Raw genomic sequence first — 22,001 nt, 5'->3', positions numbered from 1 at the left:
CATGGGTGCGGGTCACGCCCACCAGCTGTTCCGGCGCGGAGACTCCCCCGTCCACCGCCTGCCGCCGCACTGCAAGCTCGCCGCCGTCTTCGGTTTCGTCGTGGTGGTCGTCGCCACCCCGCGCGAGGCGGTCTGGGCCTTCGGCCTGTACGCCGTGCTGCTCGCCGGGGTCGCGGCGGCGGCCCGCGTCCCCGCCGGCTTCGTGCTGCGCCGGATGCTGATCGAGGTGCCGTTCGTCCTCTTCGCCGTCCTCATGCCCTTCGTCGCGCAGGGCGAGCGGGTGGAGGTGCTCGGCACGTCCCTGAGCGTCTCCGGCCTGTGGGGCGCCTGGAACGTCCTGGCCAAGGGCACGCTCGGGGTCGCCGCCTCGGTCCTGCTGGCCGCCACCACCGAACTGCGCGAGCTGCTGCTCGGCCTGCAGCGCCTGAAGCTGCCGCCGCTGCTCGTCCAGATCGCCGCCTTCATGATCCGCTACGGCGACGTGATCACCGACGAGCTCCGCCGGATGTCCGTCGCCCGCCGCTCACGAGGCTTCGAGGCGCGCGGCGTACGCCACTGGGGAGTGCTGGCCAAGACGGCCGGCGCCCTGTTCATCCGCTCCTACGAGCGTGGCGAGCGGGTGCACCTGGCCATGGTCAGCCGGGGCTACACCGGGACCATGCCGGTGATCGACGACGTGACCGCCTCGCGCACGCAGTGGGCGTACGCGGCCGCACTGCCCGCCGCGGCCGCCGCCGTGTGCGTGATGGGATGGACCCTGTGACTGCCACCGACGCCCCGACCGGCACCGACGCCCCGGCCGGCACCGCCCCCTCGCTGGAGGTCGCCGGCCTCGCCTTCGCCTACCCCGACGGCCACCAGGCCCTCTTCGGCGTCGACCTCACGGTCGGCCGCGGCGAGCGGGTGGCCCTGCTCGGCCCCAACGGCGCCGGCAAGACCACCCTGGTCCTGCACCTGAACGGCATCCTGGGCGGCGGGGTCGGCACCGTGAAGGTGGCCGGCCTGCCCGTCGAGAAGCGCCACCTCGCCGAGATCCGCCGCCGCGTCGGCATCGTCTTCCAGGACCCCGACGACCAGCTCTTCATGCCCACCGTGCGCGAGGACGTCGCCTTCGGCCCGGCCGCCGCCGGACTGCGCGGCGCCGAGCTGGAGGCCCGCGTGCGCGCCGCGCTGGAGCGCGTCGGCATGGCGGAGTACGCCGACCGGCCCCCGCACCACCTGTCCTTCGGGCAGCGCCGCCGCGTCGCCGTGGCGACCGTGCTGGCCATGGAGCCCGAGATCCTCGTGCTCGACGAGCCCTCCTCCAACCTCGACCCGGCCTCGCGGCGCGAGCTGGCGGACGTCCTGCGCTCCCTCGACGTGACCGTGCTGATGGTCACCCACGACCTGCCGTACGCGCTGGAGCTGTGCCCGCGCTCGGTGGTGCTCAGCGAGGGCGTGATCGCCGCCGACGGCCGCACCCAGGACCTGCTGTGCGACGACGCGATGATGCGCGCGCACCGGCTGGAGCTCCCGTTCGGCTTCGACCCGCGGTCCGTCACCGTCGCCTAGCGTCCGGGGCCGGGTCCCGGTCCCGACCGATCCGACCCGGAGTCTGAGATTCCGATTCCCGGACCCGGAAGCAACGCGGGTCGTTTCACGTTGCACCATGTTGGTCGGCGCCGGTCGGGTCCGGTCGACGCCGGACGGATCGGACGGCACCCTCCCCGGGTGCCGGTGGTAGCACAGCGAGGAGCAGGAACGTGGAGGGCGAGGTCCAGGGCTTCGTGGCGGACGGGTACGAGCCCGTCAGGGACGCCTTCGTACGCAACTTCACCGACCGGGGCGACCGCGGCGCCGCCGTCACCGTCTACCGGGACGGCCGCCCGGTCGTCGACCTCTGGGGCGGCATACGGGACGCGGACGCGCCGGCCGGGGCGTCCGCGCCGTGGGTCGAGGACACCGCGCAGGTCGTCCGCTCCGCCGGCAAGGGCGTGGCCGCCGCCGTCCCCCTGCTCCTGCACGAGCGCGGGCTGCTCGACCTCGACGCGCCCGTGGCCGAGTACTGGCCCGAGTTCAAGGCGGGCGGCAAGGAGCGGGCCCTGGTCCGGCACCTGCTGTCCCACCGGGCCGGCGTCCCGGCGCTGGACCCCGGGCTCACCCCGGAGCAGGCCGTGGACGGCACGTCCGGGCCGTGCGCGGTCGCCGAGCAGACCCCGTTCTGGGAGCCGGGCACCGACCACGGCTACCACGCGCAGACCTTCAGCTGGTTGCTCGGCGAGCTCGTGGAGCGCGTCACCGGCCGCTCGCTGGGCCGCTGGCTGGCCGAGGAGGTGACCGGCCCGCTCGGCCTGGACCTGTGGATCGGGCTGCCGGCCGACCGCGTCCACCGGGTCGGCCGGGTCGCGGCCGTCGAGCCGCCGCCGGTGGCCGCGGGCGGCCTGAAGACCCGGCCCCGGCGCAACGTCACCGCGGCGTACGACGACCCGGCCTCGCTCACCCGCCGGGCCTTCGCCGCGATCGACCCGCTCCCCGACGAGAACGACCCCGGCTACCGGGCCGCCGAGCTGCCCGCATCCAACGGCATCGCCACCGCCCGCGCCCTGGCCCGCTTCTACGCGGCCACCTTCGGCGAGGTGGCGGGCGGCCACCGGCTCTTCGCCCCGGCCACCACCGCCCTGGCCGGGCAGGAGTTCGCTGCGGGCCCCGACCGGGTGCTGGTCGTGAACACCCGCTTCGGGCCGGGCTTCATGCTGCACGGACCCGCCTCGCCGCTGCTCTCCCCGGCCTCGTACGGGCACCCGGGCCGGGGCGGCTCGCTCGGCTTCGCCGACCCGGACGCCGGCATCGGCTTCGGCTACGTCACCAACGCGCTCGCCAAGTCCGTCACCGCCGACCCGCGCGCCCAGGCGCTGATCCGCGCGGTGCAGGCGGCCACCGCCTGAGGGCTGAAGGCCGGCCACCGCCTGAAGGCCGGCCACCGCCTGAGGGTGGCCGCGGCCGGCGGCTCGGCCCGCGGGCGGGGCGGAGCCGTCCCGCCCCGGGGGACGTCATGGCGTCACCCCGCCTTGAGCACCGCCGCCACCAGCGGTCCCGCGGCCTCGCCGCCGTGGCCGCCGCCCGCGACGTAGGCCGCCGCGGCCAGGTCGCCGCCGTATCCGGTGAACCAGCTGTCCGGGTTCACCCGCCCGTCGACCTCCGCCGACCCGGTCTTCGCGCCCTTCGGCCCGGGCACCCCGGCCATCGCACCGGCGGCCGTGCCGCTGACCGCGGTCTGCCGGAGCAGCTGCCGCAGCTGGGCGGCGACCTCCGGCTTCATGGTCCGCTCGGCGGTGGCGACCGGCCGGTGGTCCCAGTCCGCGGGCACCAGCACCGGCTGGCGGAACACCCCGGTCTTGGCGGTGGCGATGACGGAGGCGACCGTCAGCGGGTTCATCCGGACCCGCCCCTGCCCGATGTACTCCGCGGCCGCCTCCGCGCCCGCGACCTCCGGCACGTCGCCGTCGAAGCTGGCCACGCCGGTGTGCCACTCCAGACCCAGTCCGAAGACCTCGCGGGCCTCCCGCGCCAGCGCCGCGTCGTCGTCCACCGCCTTGATCTTCTTGATGAAGGCCGTGTTGCAGGAGCGGGCGAAGGCGGTGCCGAAGCTGGCGCCGGACAGCGAGAAGCCGCCCTGGTTGCGGAAGGACTTCCCGTACCAGGACACCGTCGCCGGGCACTCGGCCGGCCCGTCGGCCGTCACCAGGCCCCGGTCCAGCAGCATCTCGGCCGTCACGATCTTCAGGGTGGAGCCCGACGGGGTGGTGCCGAGCATGGCCGCGTCGAAGCCGTCCGTACGGTGGTTGGCCACCGCCAGCACGTCGCCCGTACTCGGGCGGAGCGCCACCACCGAGGCGTCCTGGTACCGGAGCGCCGCCCGCTCGGCCGCCGCCTGGAGCCCGGCGTCCAGCACCGTCCGGATCGAGCCCGGCCGGCCGGGGTCCACGGTCAGCAGCGTCCGCTTCGGCGCGTCCGCGAGGGCGGGCTCGATCCACAGCTCCGTGCCGCCCTTGCCGCCCGCCCGGGGGGCGTACCGGGCCCGCAGCTCGTCCAGGATCCGGCGCAGCGACGGGTACGCGTCGGCGGTGAGCTCCTTGCCGTTGCGGTCCGTGATCCGCACCGGCGGGGCGTCGGGGGTGCCCGTCCGCAGCTTCTCGTCCCTCCGCAGCTGCGGGTGCAGGACCGCGGGCTGCCAGTCCACCAGGGGCTTCTTCGAGGTGAGGCCGCGCACGACCGTCAGCGAGGAGGCGTACGCCAACGGCTTGCTGTGCCCGTCGTACGAGACCTCCGCGCGGACCGTGAACGGGACCAGGGCGCCCCGGGGCGTGCCCGGGGTGATCACCGCCCGGGTGATGTGCGCCTTCGTGCGGTAGTCGGCGACCGCGTACTGCGTGGCCTCGGGGTCGTTCGACAGGTCCGCGGCGGCGCGGGCGTCGCCCGCGGCCCATGCGGCGAGGAACGCCTTGGCCGTGGTCAGCGTCTCCGCCGCGGTCGGCGGGCCCGATCCGACCTCCGCGGCCGTCGCCGTCGCCGCGCCGCCCTCCCCGGCGTCCCCCACCATCGCGTACATCCCGTACCCGGCCCCGCCCGCCATCGCCAGGAACACCCCGACGGCGATCGCGCCCTTCGTCGCACCCCGCATCCCACGCCCCTCCCCAGAGCACTTTTGAACGCGCTCAAAATAAGCGGGAGGCCCGTCCCGTGTCTTGAGTACCCGTACTCAGACCCCCGGACTCGGCCGAAAACCATCGGTCGGGTGGGGACGGGACGGGCCGCTGGGCGGTGCCGGGGCGCCTATCGGGGCGGCCGCCGGGCCGTCCGGCGCGTGGCGTCGCGCTTCAGGCCTTCGTCTGCCATTTGCACGTGAGGTTCGCGTTGCGCTCGACCGCGTACCGACCTACCTCTGTCGCGCCCTCTACGGGTCCGGTGAGACCGGGGGCGGGCCCCGCATTGAGCTTCGTCAGTGCGCTGTCGGCGGAGGGCGGGAGCAGGAATACGTAGATCCAGAAGCGCTTGCCGTCGTCCCGCTTGTCCGCCCCCACCCCGAAGGTCGCGGTCTGCCAATCGGTCTCCCCCTCGACCTGCGGCGCTCGCTGAAGATTGGAGAGTCCGTTCAGGGCTGGTGCGCCATCGGCGTCGTAGGTGTTGGTCACCCAGAGTCCGTATCCGCTAGGGATCTTCCCGGTGCCCGAGACCGTGATGCAGCTGTCGACCTCGACCGTGACGCCGGGGCTGACGGCTCCCCCTCCGATCTTGGTGACTTTGATCTGTCTGGCTGATGCCTTCGGGTCGTCGACGCTGCTGGCAGGGTTTCGTGAAGCGTTGCCCGATTCCGTGGGCCAGACGCCCGGCCACACCAGGACGGCGGCGGCGGCGAACAGGGCTCCCACGGTCCCCGCCAGCAAAAGTCGTGCACGTGTTGGATGTCTGGTCGGGTCGGCCCACACCCAAGTGAAGAAGACGCTCGCTCCGCCCAGGACCAAAGCGGCCGCCGTTCCGAGCCAAGCGGGGATGTCCCCGTAGATGTTTGCCGCCAAGGTGGCTGCGGCGAAAAGGGCCGCTGCCACCTGAGCGCCAGCGCTGACCCTGTCGGTTGTTGATGTGCTCACAGTCGCGGTTCTAGCGATCGGCGGCCGTGGGCCGCTGGGGAAACATGAACCTGTGGCGCTCGCGTGACGAAAGCGCTACTGATCATCTCGAGTCAAGGCAAAAGTGATATGAGCCTCTCAGGGGTGACCGGTGGGCTCCTGACCAGCGAGTTCGTCGTCGGGCGGGGGCGGCGGGGCCTGCAGGCCGTCTCTCCAGGAGGCCCACAAGGACCAGCGACAACCAAAACGACCCCGGCGCCATGGGCGCCGGGGTCGACCTCTGGGCTGCTAGACCCAGGTGTCCAGCCACATGCGGGCGCGCCAGTCGTCCATCGGCATGGTCTGGCCGGTGTAGACGGGCCAAAAGTAGATGAAGTTCCAGACGATGAGCAGGACCAGGACGCCGGCGCCCACCGCGCCGAGCGTGCGGCGGCGCTCGGACGAGCCGGGCGGGCCGAGGAGGGCGCCGACCATCATCGCCACCGCCAGGCACAGGTACGGGACGAACACCACCGCGTAGAAGTAGAAGATGGTGCGCTCCTGGTAGTTGAACCAGGGCAGGTACCCGGCGGCCACGCCGCAGGCGATCGCGCCCGCCCGCCAGTCGCGCCGGAAGAACCACCGCCAGAGCACGTACAGGAGCGCGAAGCAGGCCGCCCACCACAGCAGCGGCGTGCCCAGGGCCAGCACCTCGCGGGCGCACTTGCCGGTCTCGGTGATCGGGCAGCCGTCGGTACCGGGCGCCGGGGACTCGTAGAAGTACGACACCGGGCGGCCCAGGACCAGCCAGCTCCAGGGGTTCGACTCGTAGGTGTGACCCGTGGTCAGGCCCACGTGGAACTTGTAGACCTCGGTCTCGTAGTGCCACAGGCTCGTCAGCCAGTCGGGCAGCCACGCCACCCCGCCCTGCTCGGCCGACCAGTCGCGGAAGTAGCCGCCCTTGCCGTTGTCCGGGCTGAGGATCCAGCCGGTCCAGGAGGCGAGGTACACGCCGATCGCCACCGGCACGGTGGACGCGAACGCCGGCAGCGCGTCCCGCTTCAGCATCGCCAGGTACGGCGCCCCGGCACCCGCCACGCGGCGCGCGGCCGCGTCCCACAGGACCGCCAGCACCCCGAAGAACGCCAGCACCACCAGGCCGTTCCACTTCGTGCCGAACGCCAGGCCCAGGCACACGCCGGCCAGCAGCCGCCACGGCCGCCACCCCAGGCGCAGGGTCTCCGCGACCTGCGCGTCCGGCCGCACCCGGCCGTCCGCGTCCACCGGCAGCGCCGCCGCGAGCCGCCGGCGGGCCCAGTCACGGTCGATGAGCAGCGACCCGAACGCCGCCAGCACGAAGAACATCAGGACCAGGTCCAGCAGCGCGGTCCGGCTCATCACCAGGTGCAGGCCGTCCACCGCCAGCAGCAGGCCCGCCAGGCAGCCCAGGAAGGTGGACCGGAACAGCCGCCGCCCGATCCGACACAGCATCAGCACGGACAGCGTGCCGAGCAGCGCGGTCATGAACCGCCAGCCGAAGGGGTCGAGGCCGAACAGCCACTCGCCCGCACCGATCACCCACTTGCCCACCGGCGGGTGCACGACGTACCCGGGGTCCAGCGGCAGGGCCACCCCCGACGGGTCGGCGATGATCGCCTTGTCGACGTCCTTGGGCCAGTTCAGCTCGTAGCCCTTGTGGATGACGGCCCAGGAGTCCTTGGCGTAGTACGTCTCGTCGAATATCACCGCCTTCGGGCTGCCCAGGCGCCAGAACCGCAGGGCCCCGGCGACCAGCGCCACCAGCAGCGGACCCACCCAGGCCAGCAGGCGCGCGGTCCGTTCCCCGGCGCCGGCGGACATTCCGAACACCGCCCACAGCCGCGGCGAGGGCTGCGCGTACGGGGGGACCAGTCGTGTCCGGACGTCGGCGGCCGGGGCGGCCGGCACGTACCCGAACCGGCGCAGCCGGCGCGGCCAGGCAGGCGTCTCGTCGCCGGCGGGGGCGGACAGGGCCCCCGCGGGGCTGGGCTGAGGCGTCGCGGTACTGGTCACCGGGTCATCGTAGGGAACACATCTGTGTGAGACCGCTGTTCCGGGCTGCGAGGATGGACGGGTGACAGATCAGCAGCCGCACACCAGCAGCCACCAGCCGAGCTCCGCCGGAGTGCTCGTCCTCGCCGGAACCCCCATCGGGGACATCGCGGACGCCCCGCCGCGGCTGGCCGCCGAGCTGCAGGGCGCCGACGTGGTGGCCGCGGAGGACACCCGGCGGCTGCGCGGTCTGACCCGGGCCCTGGGCATCCACACCTCCGGGCGGGTCGTGTCGTACTTCGAGGGCAACGAGTCCGCCCGCACCCCCGAGCTGGTCGAGGCGCTGGAGGGCGGCGCGCGCGTGCTGCTGGTCACCGACGCCGGCATGCCCTCGGTCTCCGACCCCGGCTACCGGCTCGTCGCGGCGGCCGTCGAGAAGGACATCAAGGTCACGGCCGTGCCCGGCCCGTCCGCCGTGCTGACCGCGCTCGCGCTGTCCGGACTGCCCGTGGACCGGTTCTGCTTCGAGGGCTTCCTGCCCCGCAAGGCCGGCGAGCGGCTCGGCCGGCTGCGCGAGGTGGCCGAAGAGCGCCGCACGCTGGTCTACTTCGAGGCCCCGCACCGGCTCGACGACACCCTCGCCGCGATGGCCGAGGTGTTCGGCGCCGACCGGCGCGCCGCGGTCTGCCGTGAGCTGACCAAGACCTACGAGGAGGTCAAGCGCGGCCCGCTCGGCGAGCTCGCGCAGTGGGCCGCCGAGGGCGTACGGGGCGAGATCACCGTGGTCGTCGAGGGTGCGCCGGAGACCGGGCCGGCCGAACTGGACGCCGCGGAACTGGTGCGGCGGGTCCGGATCCGCGAGGAGGCCGGGGAGCGCCGCAAGGAGGCCATCGCGGCCGTGGCTGCGGAGGCAGGTCTACCCAAGCGCGAGGTCTTCGACGCGGTGGTGGCGGCAAAGAATGCGGCTGAAAAGAGCCCCCAGGACGGTAAAGGGCTAACCTGAAAAGCAAAGATCAGACCGCGCACCGGGCACTTTGGGCATGAACGGCCCAAAGTCCGTCCATGAGTCGACAGGGCCTGATGCGCTCCAGCCGGAACAGGCGTCCACTGGCCAGTGACACCAGCGGACCAGAGGAGCTGGCATGAGTGAGATCGCAGACACCCCCGTCCCCGCTTCGGCCCCCACCCGCCCGGTCACCGGCGCCGGCATACAGATCGTCCGCGAGGCGTACTCCTTCGCCTGCATGCGCTGCGGATACGGCTGGGAGCAGTCGTTCGACATCGAGCACCACGTGGACGGGAAGGGCCAGCCGTTCCTCATCTACACGATCGACGGCGAGCGGGTGCCCTCGCCGCTGTCCAACCCCACCTGCCTGAACTGCGGCGGGCACGTGGTGCGCATCATGCGCGAGGGCCAGGTCTCCTCGGTCCTGGGCACCCTGGACCGGATCTACCACGACCGCAAGATCGCCCCCGGGATCGCCGGCCCGGTGCCCGCGACGCACGAGCGGCGCGCGGAGCACCACCACGAGAAGCGCCGGTCGAACCGGCCCGCGGAGCTGCACGAGGCCCCCGGCCCGGTGCCGGTGACGAGCGAGGACCGCGGGGAGCGGCGCGGTCTGCTGGCCCGGCTGAAGGGGCTCTTCCGCTCCTCGTGAGCGGCCGGGTGCGCCCCGGCGCACGTCGACGCGGCCTCCCGGGGGCCGCGTCCGTCGTTGCGGGCACGGGTCGCGTCCGCCGTTCCTCATAAGATCGGCCGTATGAGCGCAGACCCGAAGGACGCCCCGCCGCCGCTGCCCGAACCGCTGCGCGTGCCGGTGGCCGACTCGCACACCCACCTGGACATGCAGTCCGGCACCGTCGAGGAGGGCCTGCGCAAGGCCGCCGCCGTCGGGGTGACCACGGTCGTCCAGGTGGGCTGCGACGTGAAGGGCTCGCGCTGGGCCGCCGAGACGGCCGCCGCCCACGCGAACGTCCACGCGGCGGTCGCCCTGCACCCGAACGAGGCGCCCCGCATCGTCCACGGCGACCCGGACGGCTGGTCCCGCCAGGGCGCCCGCCCGGCCGGCGGCGACGCGGCCCTCGACGAGGCGCTGGCCGAGATCGAGCGGCTCGCGGCGCTCCCGCACGTCAAGGCCGTCGGGGAGACCGGTCTCGACTACTTCCGCACCGGGCCCGAGGGCATGGCCGCCCAGGAGCGGTCCTTCCGCGCCCACATCGAGATCGCCAAGCGGCAGGGCAAGGCACTCGTCATCCACGACCGGGAGGCGCACGCCGACGTGCTGCGCGTCCTGCGCGAGGAGGGCGCCCCCGAGCGGACCGTGTTCCACTGCTACTCCGGCGACGCCGACATGGCCAAGGAGTGCGCGGAGGCCGGGTACTTCATGTCCTTCGCCGGCAACGTCACCTTCAAGAACGCCCAGCACCTGCGCGACGCGCTGGCGGTGGCGCCGCTGGAACTCGTCCTGGTCGAGACGGACGCCCCGTTCCTGACCCCGGCGCCGTACCGCGGACGGCCCAACGCGCCCTATCTCATTCCGGTCACGGTGCGCGCGATGGCCGCCGTGCGCGGGATCGGCGAGGACGCGATGGCCGAGGCACTGGGCGCCAACACCGCGCGGGCGTTCGACTACTGAGCGGACGTTCGGCACTCTCCGTGGTCGCGCCGCTTTGGTGAGTGACCGCCGCTCCGCTAGTGTCCCGTGCCCGTCCCCGCCGCCGGGCGGGGGGCCAGGACCGGTGGGAGCGCGTCGTGACCGATGGGCAGGGCAGTCATCGAGCCCCTTCCGGGCCCCCGCGGCACTCCGCGCCGTTCGAGGGCCCGGACGGGCTGAGCCCCGAGTGGTTCGCCGCGGCCGAGACCCTCGCGGCCGTGCCGTACGACGGCCGCGGCGGCCCCGGCGTGCCGTACGAGGACCCGTACGCCCCCGCCTACGAGGTGCTGGCACCGGGCACGGGACGCCGCCGCCGCGCCGAAACGGGCGGGCCCGGCAGGCCGGCCGACCCGGTCGTGCCGGTCGTGCCGGGGCCGGCCACCGCGGCGGTCGTGCCGGGGCCGGCCTCCACCGCGCCGGACGCGGGCCGGTACGCGGACGCGCCGGGCGCCCGCGGGGGCGGATACGCGCCGCCGCCGTACGAGGTCGGGTACGACCCCGCCTTCGCGGACGCCCACGACGCCCGCAGCACCGCGTCCGCCGGCGAGGACGCGTACGACCATGCGCTCGCCCCCGGAACCGGACGACGTCGCGCGGCACCGGCCCCGCCGGCCCCGGACGACGGGCCGGACCCCGGCACCGCTCCCGCCGCCGGGCCCCCGCCGGGGTCCGGCACCCGGCGCGGCAGACGGCGCGCCGCAGCGGCCGGCGAGGGCCCGGCGGCCGTGCCGGCGCCCCGCTCCGGAGCCGACCGGCGGGCCGCCCGCCGCCGCCGCGCCGCCGCGGGCGGCCCCGCGGGTGATCCGGCCGCCGGTGCCGGCGTCCCGGCCGACGGCGCGGGCGCCCGCCGGGCGGCCCGGGCCGCCGCCCCCCGCGGCGAGACGTGGCGGCGGCTGGTCCCGCAGGCCCTCGTCGTCGCTGTCCTCGCCGGCGGCACCTCCGCCTTCGTCGCCAGTGACAAGGCGATCCGCCTCACCGTCGACGGCACCCCCCGCACCCTGCACACCTTCGCCGACGACGTCGGCGAGCTCCTCGCCCAGCAGGGCGTCGGAGTCGGCGACCACGACCTCGTCGCCCCCGCCCCCGGTGACGACCTCGCCGACGGCGACGAGGTCGTCGTCCGCTACGGCCGGCCCGTGCTCCTCACCCTCGACGGCACCCGGCGCCGGGTGTGGACCACCGCCCGCACCGTCGAGGCCGCCCTGCGCCAGCTCGGCATCCGCGCCGAGGGGGCGTACCTGTCCGCCGCCCGGACCGCCCCCATCACCCGCGACGGCATGACCCTGAGCGTGCGCACCGAGCGGACCGTCACCTTCCTCGCCGACGGGCGCGAGCGGACCGTCCGCACCAACGCCGCCACCGTCCGCGAGGCCCTCGAACAGGCCGGCATCACCCTCCAGGGCCAGGACACCACCTCCGTGCCGCCCGCCTCCTTCCCCCGCGACGGCCAGACCGTCACCGTGCTGCGCATCACCGGCACCCGGGAGGTCCGCGAGGAGCTCGTCCCCTACGCGACGGAGCGGGTGGAGGACGACGTGCTGTTCGCCGGCACCGAGGTCGTCGACCGGGCCGGACGGCCCGGCGCCCGCCGGGTCACGTACACCCTGCGCACCGTCAACGGCGTCCGGCAAAAGCCGCGCCGGGTCGCCGAGGAGGTGATCCGCGAGCCGGTCACCCAGAAGATCCGCGTCGGCACCCGCCCGCTGCCCACCTCCGTCGCCGGGGCCGACGGACTCGACTGGGGCGCCCTGGCCCACTGCGAGTCCGGGGGCCGGCCCGGCGCGGTCGACGGCTCCGGCACGTACGGCGGGCTCTACCAGTTCGACGTGCAGACCTGGCAGGCCCTCGGCGGCAGCGGGCGCCCGCAGGACGCGCCCGCCGGCGAGCAGACCTTCCGGGCCAAGAAGCTCTACGTGCAGCGGGGGGCGAGTCCGTGGCCGCACTGCGGCCGTAGGCTTACCCGGTGAGCACCGCAGAGCACCAGCCCGACACGCACGACGCCACGAGCGGCGAGGTCACCACGGAGGACGTCACGACGGACGACGTCACCACGGACGACGTCACGACCGGCGAGGCCACGGCCGACCAGGCCGCGAGCAGCGCCCCCGCGGGCGACGCCGCCGGCGACGCCCTCCTCGGCCCCGCCGACATCCGCGAACTGGCCGCGGCGCTCGGCGTCCGTCCGACGAAGCAGAAGGGCCAGAACTTCGTCATCGACGCCAACACCGTGCGCCGCATCGTGCGCACCGCCGACGTGCGCCCCGAGGACACGGTCGTCGAGGTCGGCCCCGGCCTGGGCTCGCTGACGCTCGCGCTGCTGGAGGCGGCCGACCGGGTCACCGCCGTCGAGATCGACGACCTGCTGGCCGCCGCGCTGCCCGCCACCATCGCGGCCCGCATGCCCGCCCGGGCCGAGCGGTTCGCCCTCGTCCACTCCGACGCCATGCACGTCCAGGAGCTGCCCGGCCCGCCGCCCACCGCGCTGGTCGCGAACCTCCCGTACAACGTCGCCGTACCGGTGCTGCTGCACATGCTCGACCGCTTCCCGAGCATCGAGCGCACCCTCGTCATGGTGCAGGCCGAGGTCGCCGACCGGCTCGCCGCCCGCCCCGGCAACAAGGTCTACGGCGTGCCCTCGGTCAAGGCCAACTGGTACTGCGAGGTCAAGCGCGCCGGGGCCATCGGCCGCAACGTGTTCTGGCCCGCGCCCAACGTCGACTCCGGCCTGGTCTCGCTGGTGCGCCGCGCCGAGCCCGTCAAGACCACCGCCACCAAGGGCGAGGTCTTCGCCGTCGTCGACGCGGCCTTCGCGCAGCGCCGCAAGACCCTGCGCGCCGCCCTGGCCGGCTGGGCCGGCTCCGCCGCCGGCGCCGAGGCCGCCCTCGTGGCCGCCGGGATCTCCCCGCAAGCCCGCGGCGAGTCCCTGACCGTCGAGGAGTTCGCCCGCATCGCCGAGCACCGCCCCGTGCCGGAGGGCGCCCTGTGAGCGCCACCGGTTCCGCCGGCGTGACCGTACGGGTCCCCGCCAAGGTCAACGTCCAGCTCGCGGTCGGCGCCGCCCGCGCCGACGGCTTCCACGACCTGGCCAACGTCTTCCTCGCCGTCTCCCTCTACGACCGGGTCACCGCCACCCCCGCCGCGGAGCTGCGCGTCACCTGCGCCGGCCCCGACGCCGACCAGGTGCCGCTGGACCGGACGAACCTGGCCGCCCGCGCCGCCGAACTCCTCGGCGCCCGGCACGGCATCGAGCCCCGCGTCCACCTGCACATCGACAAGGCCATCCCGGTCGCCGGCGGCATGGCCGGCGGCAGCGCCGACGGCGCCGCCGCCCTGCTGGCCTGCGACGCCCTGTGGGGCACCGGCGCGTCCCGCGAGGAGCTCCTCGACATCTGCGCCGAGCTCGGCAGCGACGTGCCCTTCAGCCTCGTCGGCGGCGCCGCGCTCGGCACCGGCCGCGGGGAGCTGCTGACCCCGCTGGAGACCGGCGGCACCTTCCACTGGGTCTTCGCGATGGCCCACGGCGGACTGTCCACCCCGGCCGTCTTCCGCGAGTTCGACCGGCTCGCCGAGGGCCGCGACATCCCCGTGCCCGCCGCCTCCCAGGACCTGCTCGACGCCCTGGCCAAGGGCGACACCGAGGGCCTGGCGGCCGCGCTCGTCAACGACCTCCAGCCCGCTGCCCTCTCGCTGCGGCCCGAGCTCGCCGACACCCTCGCCGCGGGCCGGGCGGCCGGCGCACTGGCCGCCCTGGTCTCCGGCTCCGGCCCGACCACCGCCTTCCTGGTCCCCGACGCCGATTCCGCCGCCCGGGTCGCCGCCGCCCTCGCCGCCGCCCCCACCGTCCGCACCACCCGCACCGCGACCTCCCCGGCCCCCGGCGCCACCGCCGTCGCCTGACCCCGTCCCTGCCCGGCGCGGCCGCCCCCGGCGGCGCCTGCAGGGCTAGGCTGGCGACACCCAACGCGCATACGGGAGGCGCTCCGATGACCGAGCACGCAGCGTCCGGCGGCCCGCTGATTCCGATGCCGGCGCTGACACCGGCGGCCTTGCGGGCAGCCGTGGCCCAGATCGCCCCTGCCCACCTGCCCGCCTTCGTGGAACACCTGGACCGGGCGGCAGAGCAGAGCACGATCGCTCCCTTGCGGGCGTTCCTGCAGTGGTGGGGCGAGTTCGTGGCGGTCCAGCGCCATCCCGCCCGCGCATCCCGCCTGCACGAGTTGGAGGCCGCCGCAGCCCAGGCCGCCGACCGCGACACGCTGGACGCCGCGGTGGCGGAGATCCAGGAGATCCTGGCCGCGGCTCGTCGGGAGGCCGCTGCGTGAGCGACGCCTGGGGATGGCACTACAACCCCGATGCCGTGCACGTCGTGGGGGGTGTGCCGGCGGAAGTCGCCGCCGAGGTGGAACGCCTCGCCGAGCAGCCGGCCGTTCCGGGCAGGGATGCCGCCGACGTGGGGCGAGGTCCTGTGGGAGGCGGCGGCCTGCGCACCCTCGACCTCTTCGGAGGCCGCGGCTTCATGATGTTCCCGGCGCCGGAGCGGCTCCGGGAGATCTCCGTGGTCCGTGTGGTCTGGCTGGGCTGACACGCCCGCCCGGTCCGGTCACGGCGCCATCGGCGGCGCCGGGGCGCGCGTGCGGGTACTCAGGGCGAACTGAGTACGCGGGCCCTGCCGGGGGACCGGCGGCGCCCGCGACGGTGGGGGCATGCGACACACCGCCGCCGAACTCGCCGCCGCCACACCGGGGAACCGCGACCGCTACGTCGACCTGCTCCGGGTCGCCTCGCTCGGCACGGTCGTGCTCGGGCACTGGCTCATGGCCGCCGTCACCCCCGACGGGGTCGGCAACCTGCTCGCCGTCGTGCCCGGCCTGCAGCTGCTCACCTGGGCGCTCCAGGTCATGCCCGTGTTCTTCTTCGTCGGCGGGTTCTCCCACGCCCTGTCCTACCGCTCGCTGACCCGGCGACAGCCGCACGCGCCGGTCTACGCCGCCTTCCTGCGCGCCCGGCTCCGCCGGCTGCTGCGCCCCACGCTGGCGTTCGTCGTGGTGTGGGCCGCGGCGGCCCTCCTCGTCCAACTGGCCGGGGGCGGCGGCGGACTCACCGGCGCCGCACTGCGCCTGGTGACCCAGCCGCTGTGGTTCATCGGGATCTACCTCGTGATGGTCGCCCTCACCCCACCGCTGCTCCGCATGCACGAACGGCACGGCTGGGCGGCCTTCTGGTCCCTCGTGGCCGCGGCCGGCGCGGTGGACGTGCTGCGGTTCGCCGTCGGCGTGCCGTACGTCGAGTTCCTGAACTTCGCGCTCGTCTGGCTCGCGATACACCAGCTGGGCTTCCTGCGGGCCGACCGCCCGGAGCCCGGCGGCTGGGGCAGGGTGCCCGCGACCCTGGCCCTGGGCGGCCTGGCCGCGGCCGCGGTGCTGGTCGCCGCGGGCCCGTACCCGCTCTCCATGGTCGGCATGCCCGGCGAGAAGATCTCGAACATGGCCCCGCCGACCTTCGCGCTCCTGTGCCACGGGCTCTGGCTCGTCGGCGCGGTCGAGCTGCTGCGCGGCCCCGTCACCCGCCGGCTGGCCGCCCCGCGGCTGTGGCGCACCGTCGTCGCCGCCAACGGCGTCGCCATGACGGCCTTCCTGTGGCACCTCACCGCCATGCTCGGCGTCTACGGGGCCCAGCTCGCGCTCGGCCTGCGGCTGCCCCGCCCCGCGACGGCCGCCTGGTGGGCCCAGGCGCCGGCCCGCCTGATCGCCGCCGCCCTCGTCACGACGCTCCTCGTCGCGGCGTTCCGCGTCTTCGAGCGGCCCGCCCCCGCGGCCCCCACCCCCTCGTCCGGCCCGGTCGCCGCCGCCGGCATCACCCTGTGCCTCCTGGGAGTCCTCGGGCTCTCGCTCACCGGACTGGGCGGTCTGCTGCAGGGACACAGCGCCGTCCTCGTCGCCGTACCGGTCACCGCGCCCGTCGCCATCGGGATGGTGCTCCTCGGCTGGCTGATGGTGGAGCGGACCGGGGGAGTGCGGAGCGTTAGGCTGAGGGGCTGATCGATCCCCCTTACCTGGAGCGCGTGGATGGCCGTCAATCTGGTCAATGTCGAGGCAGTCAGCAAGGTGTACGGCACCCGTACCCTGCTCGACGGCATCTCCCTCGGCGTGTCCGAGGGGGACCGGATCGGAGTCGTGGGCCGCAACGGCGACGGCAAGACCACCCTCATCCGCATGCTGGCGCGCCTCGAGGAGCCCGACACCGGGCGCGTCACCCACAACGGCGGACTGCGGTCGGGCGTGCTGACCCAGCACGACTCGCTCGACTCCAGCGCGACCATCCGCCACGAGATCATCGGCGACATGGCCGACCACGAGTGGGCCGGCAACGCCAAGGTCCGCGACGTGCTCACCGGCCTGTTCGGCGGCCTCGACCTGCCCGGCTTCGGCCAGGGCCTCGACACCGTCATCGGCCCGCTCTCCGGTGGCGAGCGCCGCCGCATCGCGCTGGCCAAGCTCCTCATCGCCGAGCAGGACCTGCTCGTCCTCGACGAGCCCACCAACCACCTCGACGTCGAGGGCATCTCCTGGCTGGCCGGCCACCTGCAGGTCCGCCGCAGCGCCCTCGTGTGCGTCACCCACGACCGCTGGTTCCTCGACCAGGTCTGCACCCGCATGTGGGACGTTCAGCGCGGCGCGGTCTACGAGTACGAGGGCGGCTACAGCGACTACGTGTTCGCCCGCGCCGAGCGCGAGCGCATCGCCGCCACCGAGGAGACCAAGCGGCAGAACCTCGTCCGCAAGGAGCTCGCCTGGCTGCGCCGCGGCGCCCCCGCCCGCACCAGCAAGCCCCGCTTCCGCATCGAGGCCGCCAACGCCCTCATCGCGGACGTGCCCGAGCCCCGCGACCGCAGCGAGCTGATGCGCTTCGCCGGCGCCCGGCTCGGCAAGACCGTCTTCGAGCTGGAGAACGTCACCGTCGAAGCGGGCCCCAAGACCCTCCTCAAGCACCTCACCTGGCAGCTCGGCCCCGGCGACCGCATCGGCCTGGTCGGCGTCAACGGCGCCGGCAAGACCTCGCTCCTGCGCGCCCTGGCCACCGCCGCCCGCACCGAGGGCGAGACCCAGCCGGCCGCCGGCAAGGTCACCGTCGGCAAGACCGTGCGCCTGGCGTACCTCTCCCAGGAGGTCGGCGAGCTCGACCCGTCCCTGCGGGTGCTGGAGGCCGTCCAGCGCGTCCGCGACCGGGTCGACCTCGGCAAGGGCCGTGAGATGACCGCCGGTCAGCTGTGCGAGCAGTTCGGCTTCACCAAGGAGAAGCAGTGGACGCCGGTCGGCGACCTCTCCGGCGGTGAGCGCCGCCGCCTGCAGCTGCTGCGCCTGCTCATGGACGAGCCCAACGTCCTCTTCCTCGACGAGCCCACCAACGACCTCGACATCGAGACCCTCACCCAGCTGGAGGACCTCCTCGACGGCTGGCCCGGCTCGATGATCGTCATCAGCCACGACCGGTACTTCATCGAGCGCACCACCGACACCGTGATGGCGCTGCTCGGCGACGCCAGCCTGCGGATGCTGCCGCGCGGCCTCGACGAGTACCTGGAGCGCCGGGCCCGCATGATCGAGGCGGCCGCCCCCGCGCCGGCCCCCGCCGCGCCCGCGAAGGAGAAGACGGCCGGCGACCAGCGCGCCCAGAAGAAGGAACTCCAGAAGATCGAGCGGCAGCTCAACAAGATCTCGGACCGCGAGACCAACCTGCACGCCCAGATCGCCGACAACGCCACCGACTTCGAGAAGGTCGCCAAGCTCGATGCCGAGCTGCGCGAACTGATCGGCGAGCGGGACGAGTTGGAGATGCGCTGGCTGGAGCTGGCCGAGGACGTCTAGTCCCGGTACGGGCGTTGGCGCCGGCCCGGACGGCCGCCCGCCCCGATAACGGCCGAGTCACGGCCCGGTCCGCCCTTGGGAACAGGGGTGCGAACGGGCCGTTCGTCGTCGGTGCCGGGTGGTAGAAAGAGTGGCCTCCCCCCACCCGCCCGCCCGACGCCAGAGGTACGCGCTGATGACCACGCCGCCCCATCAAACCCCCGGCGGCTTCGGTGCCCCGCAGCAGCCGAACCAGCCGCCCCAGCAGCCGAACCAGGCGCCTGCGCAGCCGAACCAGCCGCCCCAGCAGCCCGGTTACGGCTACCCGCAGCCGGGCCAGCCCGCCCAGCCCGCCCAGCCCGGCCCGTACGGCCAGCCCGGCCCGTACGCCCAGCCGCAGCCCGGCGCGTACGGCGCCCCGCAGGGCCCCAACCCGTACGCCCAGCCCCAGCCCGGCCCGTACGGCGCCCAGCCCCAGCCGAACCCGTACGCCCAGCAGCCCGCCGGCCCCTACGGCCAGCCCCCGCAGCCCGGCCCCTACGGGGCCCCGCCGGTGCCCCCGGCCGGCGGCGGCACGCCGCGCAAGAAGCTGACGGCCATCATCGCCGCCTCCGTCGTCGGCGTGCTCGTCATCAGCGCCGGCGCGTACTTCGCCTTCGGCCGCAACGGCGACGACCCCAAGAAGCCGGTCGCGCAGAACAGCTCCGACGCCAAGCCCTCCGCCTCCCCGTCCGTCGAAGAGGGTGACGGCAGCGGTGACGGCGGCGAGAACAGCAAGGACCTCAACGCGGGCCGCAAGCCCGGCGAGGACAAGGTCCTGTGGCTGAAGATGAACGAGCAGGACGTGCCCGGCGACGGCGCCGACGCCAGCGGCATGTGGGTGGCCGGCGACACCGTCGCCAAGGTCGCCTACAAGACCGTCAGCGGCTACTCCGTCAAGGACGGCCGCCGCACCTGGTCCGTGGTCCTCGACGGCGAGATCTGCGGCGTCCCCCGCCAGACCACCGCCGACCACAAGGTGGTCGTGGCCTTCAAGAAGGCCAAGAACTGCAACCAGCTGCGCCTGATCGACCTGGCGGCCGGCACCGCGGGCTGGACCAAGGAGGTCCCGCGGGAGGGCCTGTTCGACATCATGACGAGGCCCGGCCTGGCCATCCACGGGGACATCGTCACCGTCGCCCGCAGCGGCCCCTCCAGCGCCTTCAAGATCAGTGACGGCAGCAAGGTGTGGGCCCGCGCCGAGGGCAACTGCCTGCCCGACGCCTACGCCGGCGGCAGCAAGCTCATCGGCTCCGCCACCTGCACCCCCGCGAACGGCACCTACGAGGACCGCCAGGAGCAGCTGGAGGGCACCGACCCCGCCACCGGCAAGCCCACCTGGACGTACAAGCTCCCCAAGGGCTGGCGGATCAACAAGATCTACTCGGTCGACCCGGTCGTCGCCGACCTCGACAACTCCAAGGCCAAGAAGCGCGCCGTCGTCATCCTCCGGGCCAACGGCACGCTGCGCTCCCAGCTGTCCTCCAAGGACGACTTCCAGGCCTCCTGCGGCTGGTCGGTCCTCAACCGCGACCCGCAGAACTGCATCGGCGCCGTGGTCGACGGCGACACCTTCTACTTCCCGACCACCGGGAGCGGGAGCGGCGGCAACGACAACGCCGTCGTCGCGTTCAACCTCGACACCGGCAAGGAGAAGTGGCGCGCCAAGGCCTCCGAGGGCCGCCGGCTCGTGCCGCTGAAGGCCGAGGGCGGCAAGGTCTACGCCTACAGCAAGCCCACGTTCGACAAGGGCGGCGAGGTCGTCGCGATCACCCCGGGCGGCGGCAAGCCCCGCGCGGTGCTGCGCAATCCGACCCCGGCCAAGGACGTCGAGGACTCCTTCTACGACCCCGAGATCCAGTACGTGGACGGCCGCCTGTTCATCTCCGTGACGCGTCTGCTCGGCAAGGACGACGCGCAGGAGAAGCTGATGATCGTCTTCGGCAAGTGACCCGCTCAGAGCCGTACGCGAGCCCCGCCGACGCCGCCCACCGAGAGGTAACCACGCCATGAGTACGCCGCCCCAGCCGCCCGCCGACGGGTTCGGCGCGCCCCAGGAGCCGCCGGCCGGCGGCTTCGGCGCCCCCGTCCCGCCGCCGGGCCACCAGCCGGGCGGGCAGCCCGAGGCGCAGCCCGGCTACGGCTACCCCCAGCAGCAGCCCGGCCAGCCCACCCAGCCGGCCCAGCCGAACCCGTACGGTCAGCCGAATCCGTACGGCCAGCCCACGCCCGCGTACGGCCAGCCGCAGCCGAACCCCTACGGCCAGCCCACGCCCGCGTACGGGCAGCCCCAGCAGCCGAACCCGTACGGCCAGCAGCCCGTCACCCAGCCGATGCACACCGCCGGCGCTCCGGCCCCCGGCCGTCCCCCCAAGGCCCCCGGCGACGGCGCCAAGGCCCGCGTCGCGATCGTCGTCGCGGCCGTCGTGGCGGTCGCGGCCATCGTCGGCGGCGGCCTCTGGCTCGTGCAGGACAAGGAGGGCGGCCCCGAGGGCGGCGACTCCGACCGCAAGAACTCCGCCGCCCCCAAGCCGGGGGGCGGGGACGCGGACGCCCCGGCCGGCCCGGCCCTGGAGAAGGCACCCTCGAACCCGGCGGCGCGCATCGCCTTCTCGGTCCCGCAGCCCAAGGTCGACGACGTGGTGAAGGTCGAGGGCTCGTGGCTCACCGACTCCACCTACGCCAAGAGCGGGATCCGCAAGATCGTCGGGTACGACCCGGTCAAGGGCACCGAGAAGTGGACGATCCCCCTCCCGGGGCAGGTCTGCGCCGCGTCGAAGCACGTGGTCGACGGCAAGGCCGCGATCGCCTTCGAGCCCGCGCCGCGGAAGGACAAGAACTCCTACCAGGACTGCTCTGAGATCGGTGCGATCGACCTCGTCAGCGGCAAGCTCCTGTGGAGCCACTCCGCGCACGCCGGTACCAGCGACAAGAAGGCGCGGTTCAACGAGGTCACCGTCGGTGGCTCCACCGTGGCCGCGGGTGGCACCGACGGCGGCGCCGCCTGGTCCCTCGCGGCGGGCAAGCAGCTCTGGCTGCCGAAGTCCGACGCCGACGCGTGCTACGACCTCGGCTACGGGGGCGGTTCCACGCTCGCCGCGGTCCGCAAGTGCGGGCAGCCGGGCGCCCAGTACATCCGGATCCAGCTGCTGAACCCGGAGTCGGGAGCGCCGCTCTCGACGTACCGGATGGCGCCGGGCATCGAGTACGCCACCATCCTCTCGACCCGGCCGCTGCTCGTCGGCGTCGACAGCGGCGACCAGAGCAAGTCCAACGGCATCAACGACATCTTCTCGATCGACGGCAAGTCCGGGCAGCTCCGGGCGCGCATCCCGCTGAACCCCGACTCCTACGAGATCAACTGCGACGAGACGGAGGTGGAGTCGTGCTCGAAGTTCGCGGTCGGCAACGGCCGCCTCTACGTCGCCACCAAGGAGCACGACGGCAAGGAGAAGTACCACACCACGAACGAGATCGTCTCGTTCGACCTCGGCACCGGCAAGGCCACGACCGACCGGTCCGACGCCGGTGAGGGCTACGTCATCACTCCGCTGCGCATGGACGGCCCGAACGTCCTGGCCTTCAAGGAGGCCTCGTTCGGAAAGGCGAGTCAGATCGTCAGCATCGCCGGCCCGGAGTTCAAGCAGACGGTGCTGCTGGCGAACCCCGTCGAGAAGGGCATCACCGGGGTCGAGTCCTCGTTCTCGCTCGACTACGCCGAGATGCGCTACTCGGCGGGCCGCCTGTACCTCTCCCAGATCCTGATCAGCAAGCCGTACTCCGCCAACGAGGACAAGTACCTCGCGGCGGCCTTCGTCGTGGGCTGACGCGCATCGCCGCGCCCGCGC

General features: G+C 74.1%; 18 protein-coding genes. 15 read left to right on the top strand and 3 right to left on the bottom strand.

The window, feature by feature from the left end; all coding sequences use genetic code 11:
- The first annotated feature begins 1 nt into the window (after nucleotide 1).
- The 3 genes from cbiQ to ACIQCH_RS08570 all read left to right on the top strand — a co-directional run bounded on the left by cbiQ (nucleotide 2) and on the right by ACIQCH_RS08570 (nucleotide 2,924).
- Nucleotides 2–763 (top strand): cobalt ECF transporter T component CbiQ, encoded by a 762-nt coding sequence (gene cbiQ, locus ACIQCH_RS08580; protein WP_402579346.1) that lies wholly within the window; start codon nucleotides 2–4, stop codon nucleotides 761–763.
- Entirely contained in the window at nucleotides 751–1,551 is an 801-nt protein-coding gene (locus ACIQCH_RS08575; RefSeq protein WP_402579344.1) for an energy-coupling factor ABC transporter ATP-binding protein, read from the top strand. The genes cbiQ and ACIQCH_RS08575 overlap by 13 nt, the downstream gene beginning before the upstream one ends.
- A gap of 191 nt (nucleotides 1,552–1,742) precedes the next feature.
- Nucleotides 1,743–2,924: a serine hydrolase domain-containing protein gene (locus ACIQCH_RS08570; RefSeq protein WP_402579343.1), complete on the top strand. Its 1,182-nt coding sequence runs from the start codon at nucleotides 1,743–1,745 to the stop codon at nucleotides 2,922–2,924.
- Nucleotides 2,925–3,037: 113 nt separating this feature from the next.
- On the opposite strand, the gene ACIQCH_RS08565 is transcribed toward ACIQCH_RS08570, so the two are convergent.
- From ACIQCH_RS08565 to ACIQCH_RS08555, 3 genes are all read right to left on the bottom strand, one after another.
- Nucleotides 3,038–4,660 carry a penicillin-binding transpeptidase domain-containing protein gene (locus tag ACIQCH_RS08565; RefSeq protein ID WP_402579341.1) on the bottom strand — a complete coding sequence of 541 codons (1,623 nt, stop codon included), beginning with the start codon at nucleotides 4,658–4,660 and terminating at the stop codon, nucleotides 3,038–3,040.
- Nucleotides 4,661–4,856: 196 nt separating this feature from the next.
- The gene (locus tag ACIQCH_RS08560; protein WP_402579339.1) at nucleotides 4,857–5,627 is read right to left on the bottom strand and encodes a hypothetical protein; all 771 of its coding nucleotides are present in this window, start codon (nucleotides 5,625–5,627) and stop codon (nucleotides 4,857–4,859) included.
- Between the two features lie 267 nt (nucleotides 5,628–5,894).
- Nucleotides 5,895–7,637: a dolichyl-phosphate-mannose--protein mannosyltransferase gene (locus tag ACIQCH_RS08555; protein ID WP_402579337.1), complete on the bottom strand. Its 1,743-nt coding sequence runs from the start codon at nucleotides 7,635–7,637 to the stop codon at nucleotides 5,895–5,897.
- Between the two features lie 61 nt (nucleotides 7,638–7,698).
- Here ACIQCH_RS08555 and rsmI point away from each other — a divergent pair, with 61 nt between their 5' ends.
- The 12 genes from rsmI to ACIQCH_RS08495 all read left to right on the top strand — a co-directional run bounded on the left by rsmI (nucleotide 7,699) and on the right by ACIQCH_RS08495 (nucleotide 21,980).
- Entirely contained in the window at nucleotides 7,699–8,619 is a 921-nt protein-coding gene (gene rsmI, locus ACIQCH_RS08550) for a 16S rRNA (cytidine(1402)-2'-O)-methyltransferase (RefSeq protein WP_402579335.1), read from the top strand.
- Between the two features lie 139 nt (nucleotides 8,620–8,758).
- On the top strand, nucleotides 8,759–9,274 hold the full coding sequence (locus tag ACIQCH_RS08545) for a hypothetical protein (protein WP_402579333.1): 516 nt from the start codon (nucleotides 8,759–8,761) through the stop codon (nucleotides 9,272–9,274).
- A 102-nt stretch (nucleotides 9,275–9,376) separates the two neighbouring features.
- Nucleotides 9,377–10,252, top strand: coding sequence for a TatD family hydrolase (locus ACIQCH_RS08540; RefSeq protein WP_402579331.1), 876 nt, complete (start codon nucleotides 9,377–9,379; stop codon nucleotides 10,250–10,252).
- 410 nt (nucleotides 10,253–10,662) lie between these two features.
- On the top strand, nucleotides 10,663–12,237 hold the full coding sequence (locus ACIQCH_RS08535) for a ubiquitin-like domain-containing protein (RefSeq protein ID WP_402579524.1): 1,575 nt from the start codon (nucleotides 10,663–10,665) through the stop codon (nucleotides 12,235–12,237).
- A 182-nt stretch (nucleotides 12,238–12,419) separates the two neighbouring features.
- On the top strand, nucleotides 12,420–13,256 hold the full coding sequence (gene rsmA, locus ACIQCH_RS08530; RefSeq protein WP_402579522.1) for a 16S rRNA (adenine(1518)-N(6)/adenine(1519)-N(6))-dimethyltransferase RsmA: 837 nt from the start codon (nucleotides 12,420–12,422) through the stop codon (nucleotides 13,254–13,256).
- Nucleotides 13,253–14,167, top strand: coding sequence for a 4-(cytidine 5'-diphospho)-2-C-methyl-D-erythritol kinase (locus tag ACIQCH_RS08525; protein ID WP_402579329.1), 915 nt, complete (start codon nucleotides 13,253–13,255; stop codon nucleotides 14,165–14,167). The genes rsmA and ACIQCH_RS08525 overlap by 4 nt, the downstream gene beginning before the upstream one ends.
- Before the next feature lie 86 nt (nucleotides 14,168–14,253).
- The gene (locus ACIQCH_RS08520; protein ID WP_402579327.1) at nucleotides 14,254–14,592 is read left to right on the top strand and encodes a hypothetical protein; all 339 of its coding nucleotides are present in this window, start codon (nucleotides 14,254–14,256) and stop codon (nucleotides 14,590–14,592) included.
- Entirely contained in the window at nucleotides 14,589–14,852 is a 264-nt protein-coding gene (locus ACIQCH_RS08515) for a hypothetical protein (protein WP_402579325.1), read from the top strand. The genes ACIQCH_RS08520 and ACIQCH_RS08515 overlap by 4 nt, the downstream gene beginning before the upstream one ends.
- 121 nt (nucleotides 14,853–14,973) lie before the next feature.
- Nucleotides 14,974–16,308 carry an acyltransferase family protein gene (locus tag ACIQCH_RS08510; RefSeq protein WP_402579323.1) on the top strand — a complete coding sequence of 445 codons (1,335 nt, stop codon included), beginning with the start codon at nucleotides 14,974–14,976 and terminating at the stop codon, nucleotides 16,306–16,308.
- 27 nt (nucleotides 16,309–16,335) lie between these two features.
- On the top strand, nucleotides 16,336–18,135 hold the full coding sequence (locus ACIQCH_RS08505) for an ABC-F family ATP-binding cassette domain-containing protein (protein WP_402579321.1): 1,800 nt from the start codon (nucleotides 16,336–16,338) through the stop codon (nucleotides 18,133–18,135).
- A 175-nt stretch (nucleotides 18,136–18,310) separates the two neighbouring features.
- On the top strand, nucleotides 18,311–20,104 hold the full coding sequence (locus tag ACIQCH_RS08500; protein ID WP_402579319.1) for a PQQ-binding-like beta-propeller repeat protein: 1,794 nt from the start codon (nucleotides 18,311–18,313) through the stop codon (nucleotides 20,102–20,104).
- 58 nt (nucleotides 20,105–20,162) lie between these two features.
- Entirely contained in the window at nucleotides 20,163–21,980 is a 1,818-nt protein-coding gene (locus ACIQCH_RS08495) for a PQQ-binding-like beta-propeller repeat protein (RefSeq protein WP_402579317.1), read from the top strand.
- The last annotated feature ends 21 nt before the right edge of the window (nucleotides 21,981–22,001 follow it).

This window comes from Streptomyces sp. NPDC093225 (genome assembly GCF_044753805.1).
Classification (GTDB): Bacteria; Actinomycetota; Actinomycetes; order Streptomycetales; family Streptomycetaceae; genus Streptomyces.
The sequence above is the reverse complement of the archived record's forward strand: the minus strand, read 5'-3'. Positions and strand labels throughout refer to the sequence as shown.

What these genes read in the sequence shown, in the direction of transcription:
- cbiQ (WP_402579346.1), top strand. Translation starts at nt 2, where the DNA reads ATGGGTGCGGGTCACGCCCACCAGCTGTTCCGGCGCGGAGACTCCCCC.
- ACIQCH_RS08575 (WP_402579344.1), top strand. Translation starts at nt 751, where the DNA reads ATGGACCCTGTGACTGCCACCGACGCCCCGACCGGCACCGACGCCCCG.
- ACIQCH_RS08565 (WP_402579341.1), bottom strand. Translation starts at nt 4,660, where the DNA reads ATGCGGGGTGCGACGAAGGGCGCGATCGCCGTCGGGGTGTTCCTGGCG.
- ACIQCH_RS08545 (WP_402579333.1), top strand. Translation starts at nt 8,759, where the DNA reads ATGAGTGAGATCGCAGACACCCCCGTCCCCGCTTCGGCCCCCACCCGC.
- ACIQCH_RS08540 (WP_402579331.1), top strand. Translation starts at nt 9,377, where the DNA reads ATGAGCGCAGACCCGAAGGACGCCCCGCCGCCGCTGCCCGAACCGCTG.
- ACIQCH_RS08520 (WP_402579327.1), top strand. Translation starts at nt 14,254, where the DNA reads ATGACCGAGCACGCAGCGTCCGGCGGCCCGCTGATTCCGATGCCGGCG.
- ACIQCH_RS08510 (WP_402579323.1), top strand. Translation starts at nt 14,974, where the DNA reads ATGCGACACACCGCCGCCGAACTCGCCGCCGCCACACCGGGGAACCGC.
- ACIQCH_RS08505 (WP_402579321.1), top strand. Translation starts at nt 16,336, where the DNA reads ATGGCCGTCAATCTGGTCAATGTCGAGGCAGTCAGCAAGGTGTACGGC.
- ACIQCH_RS08500 (WP_402579319.1), top strand. Translation starts at nt 18,311, where the DNA reads ATGACCACGCCGCCCCATCAAACCCCCGGCGGCTTCGGTGCCCCGCAG.
- ACIQCH_RS08495 (WP_402579317.1), top strand. Translation starts at nt 20,163, where the DNA reads ATGAGTACGCCGCCCCAGCCGCCCGCCGACGGGTTCGGCGCGCCCCAG.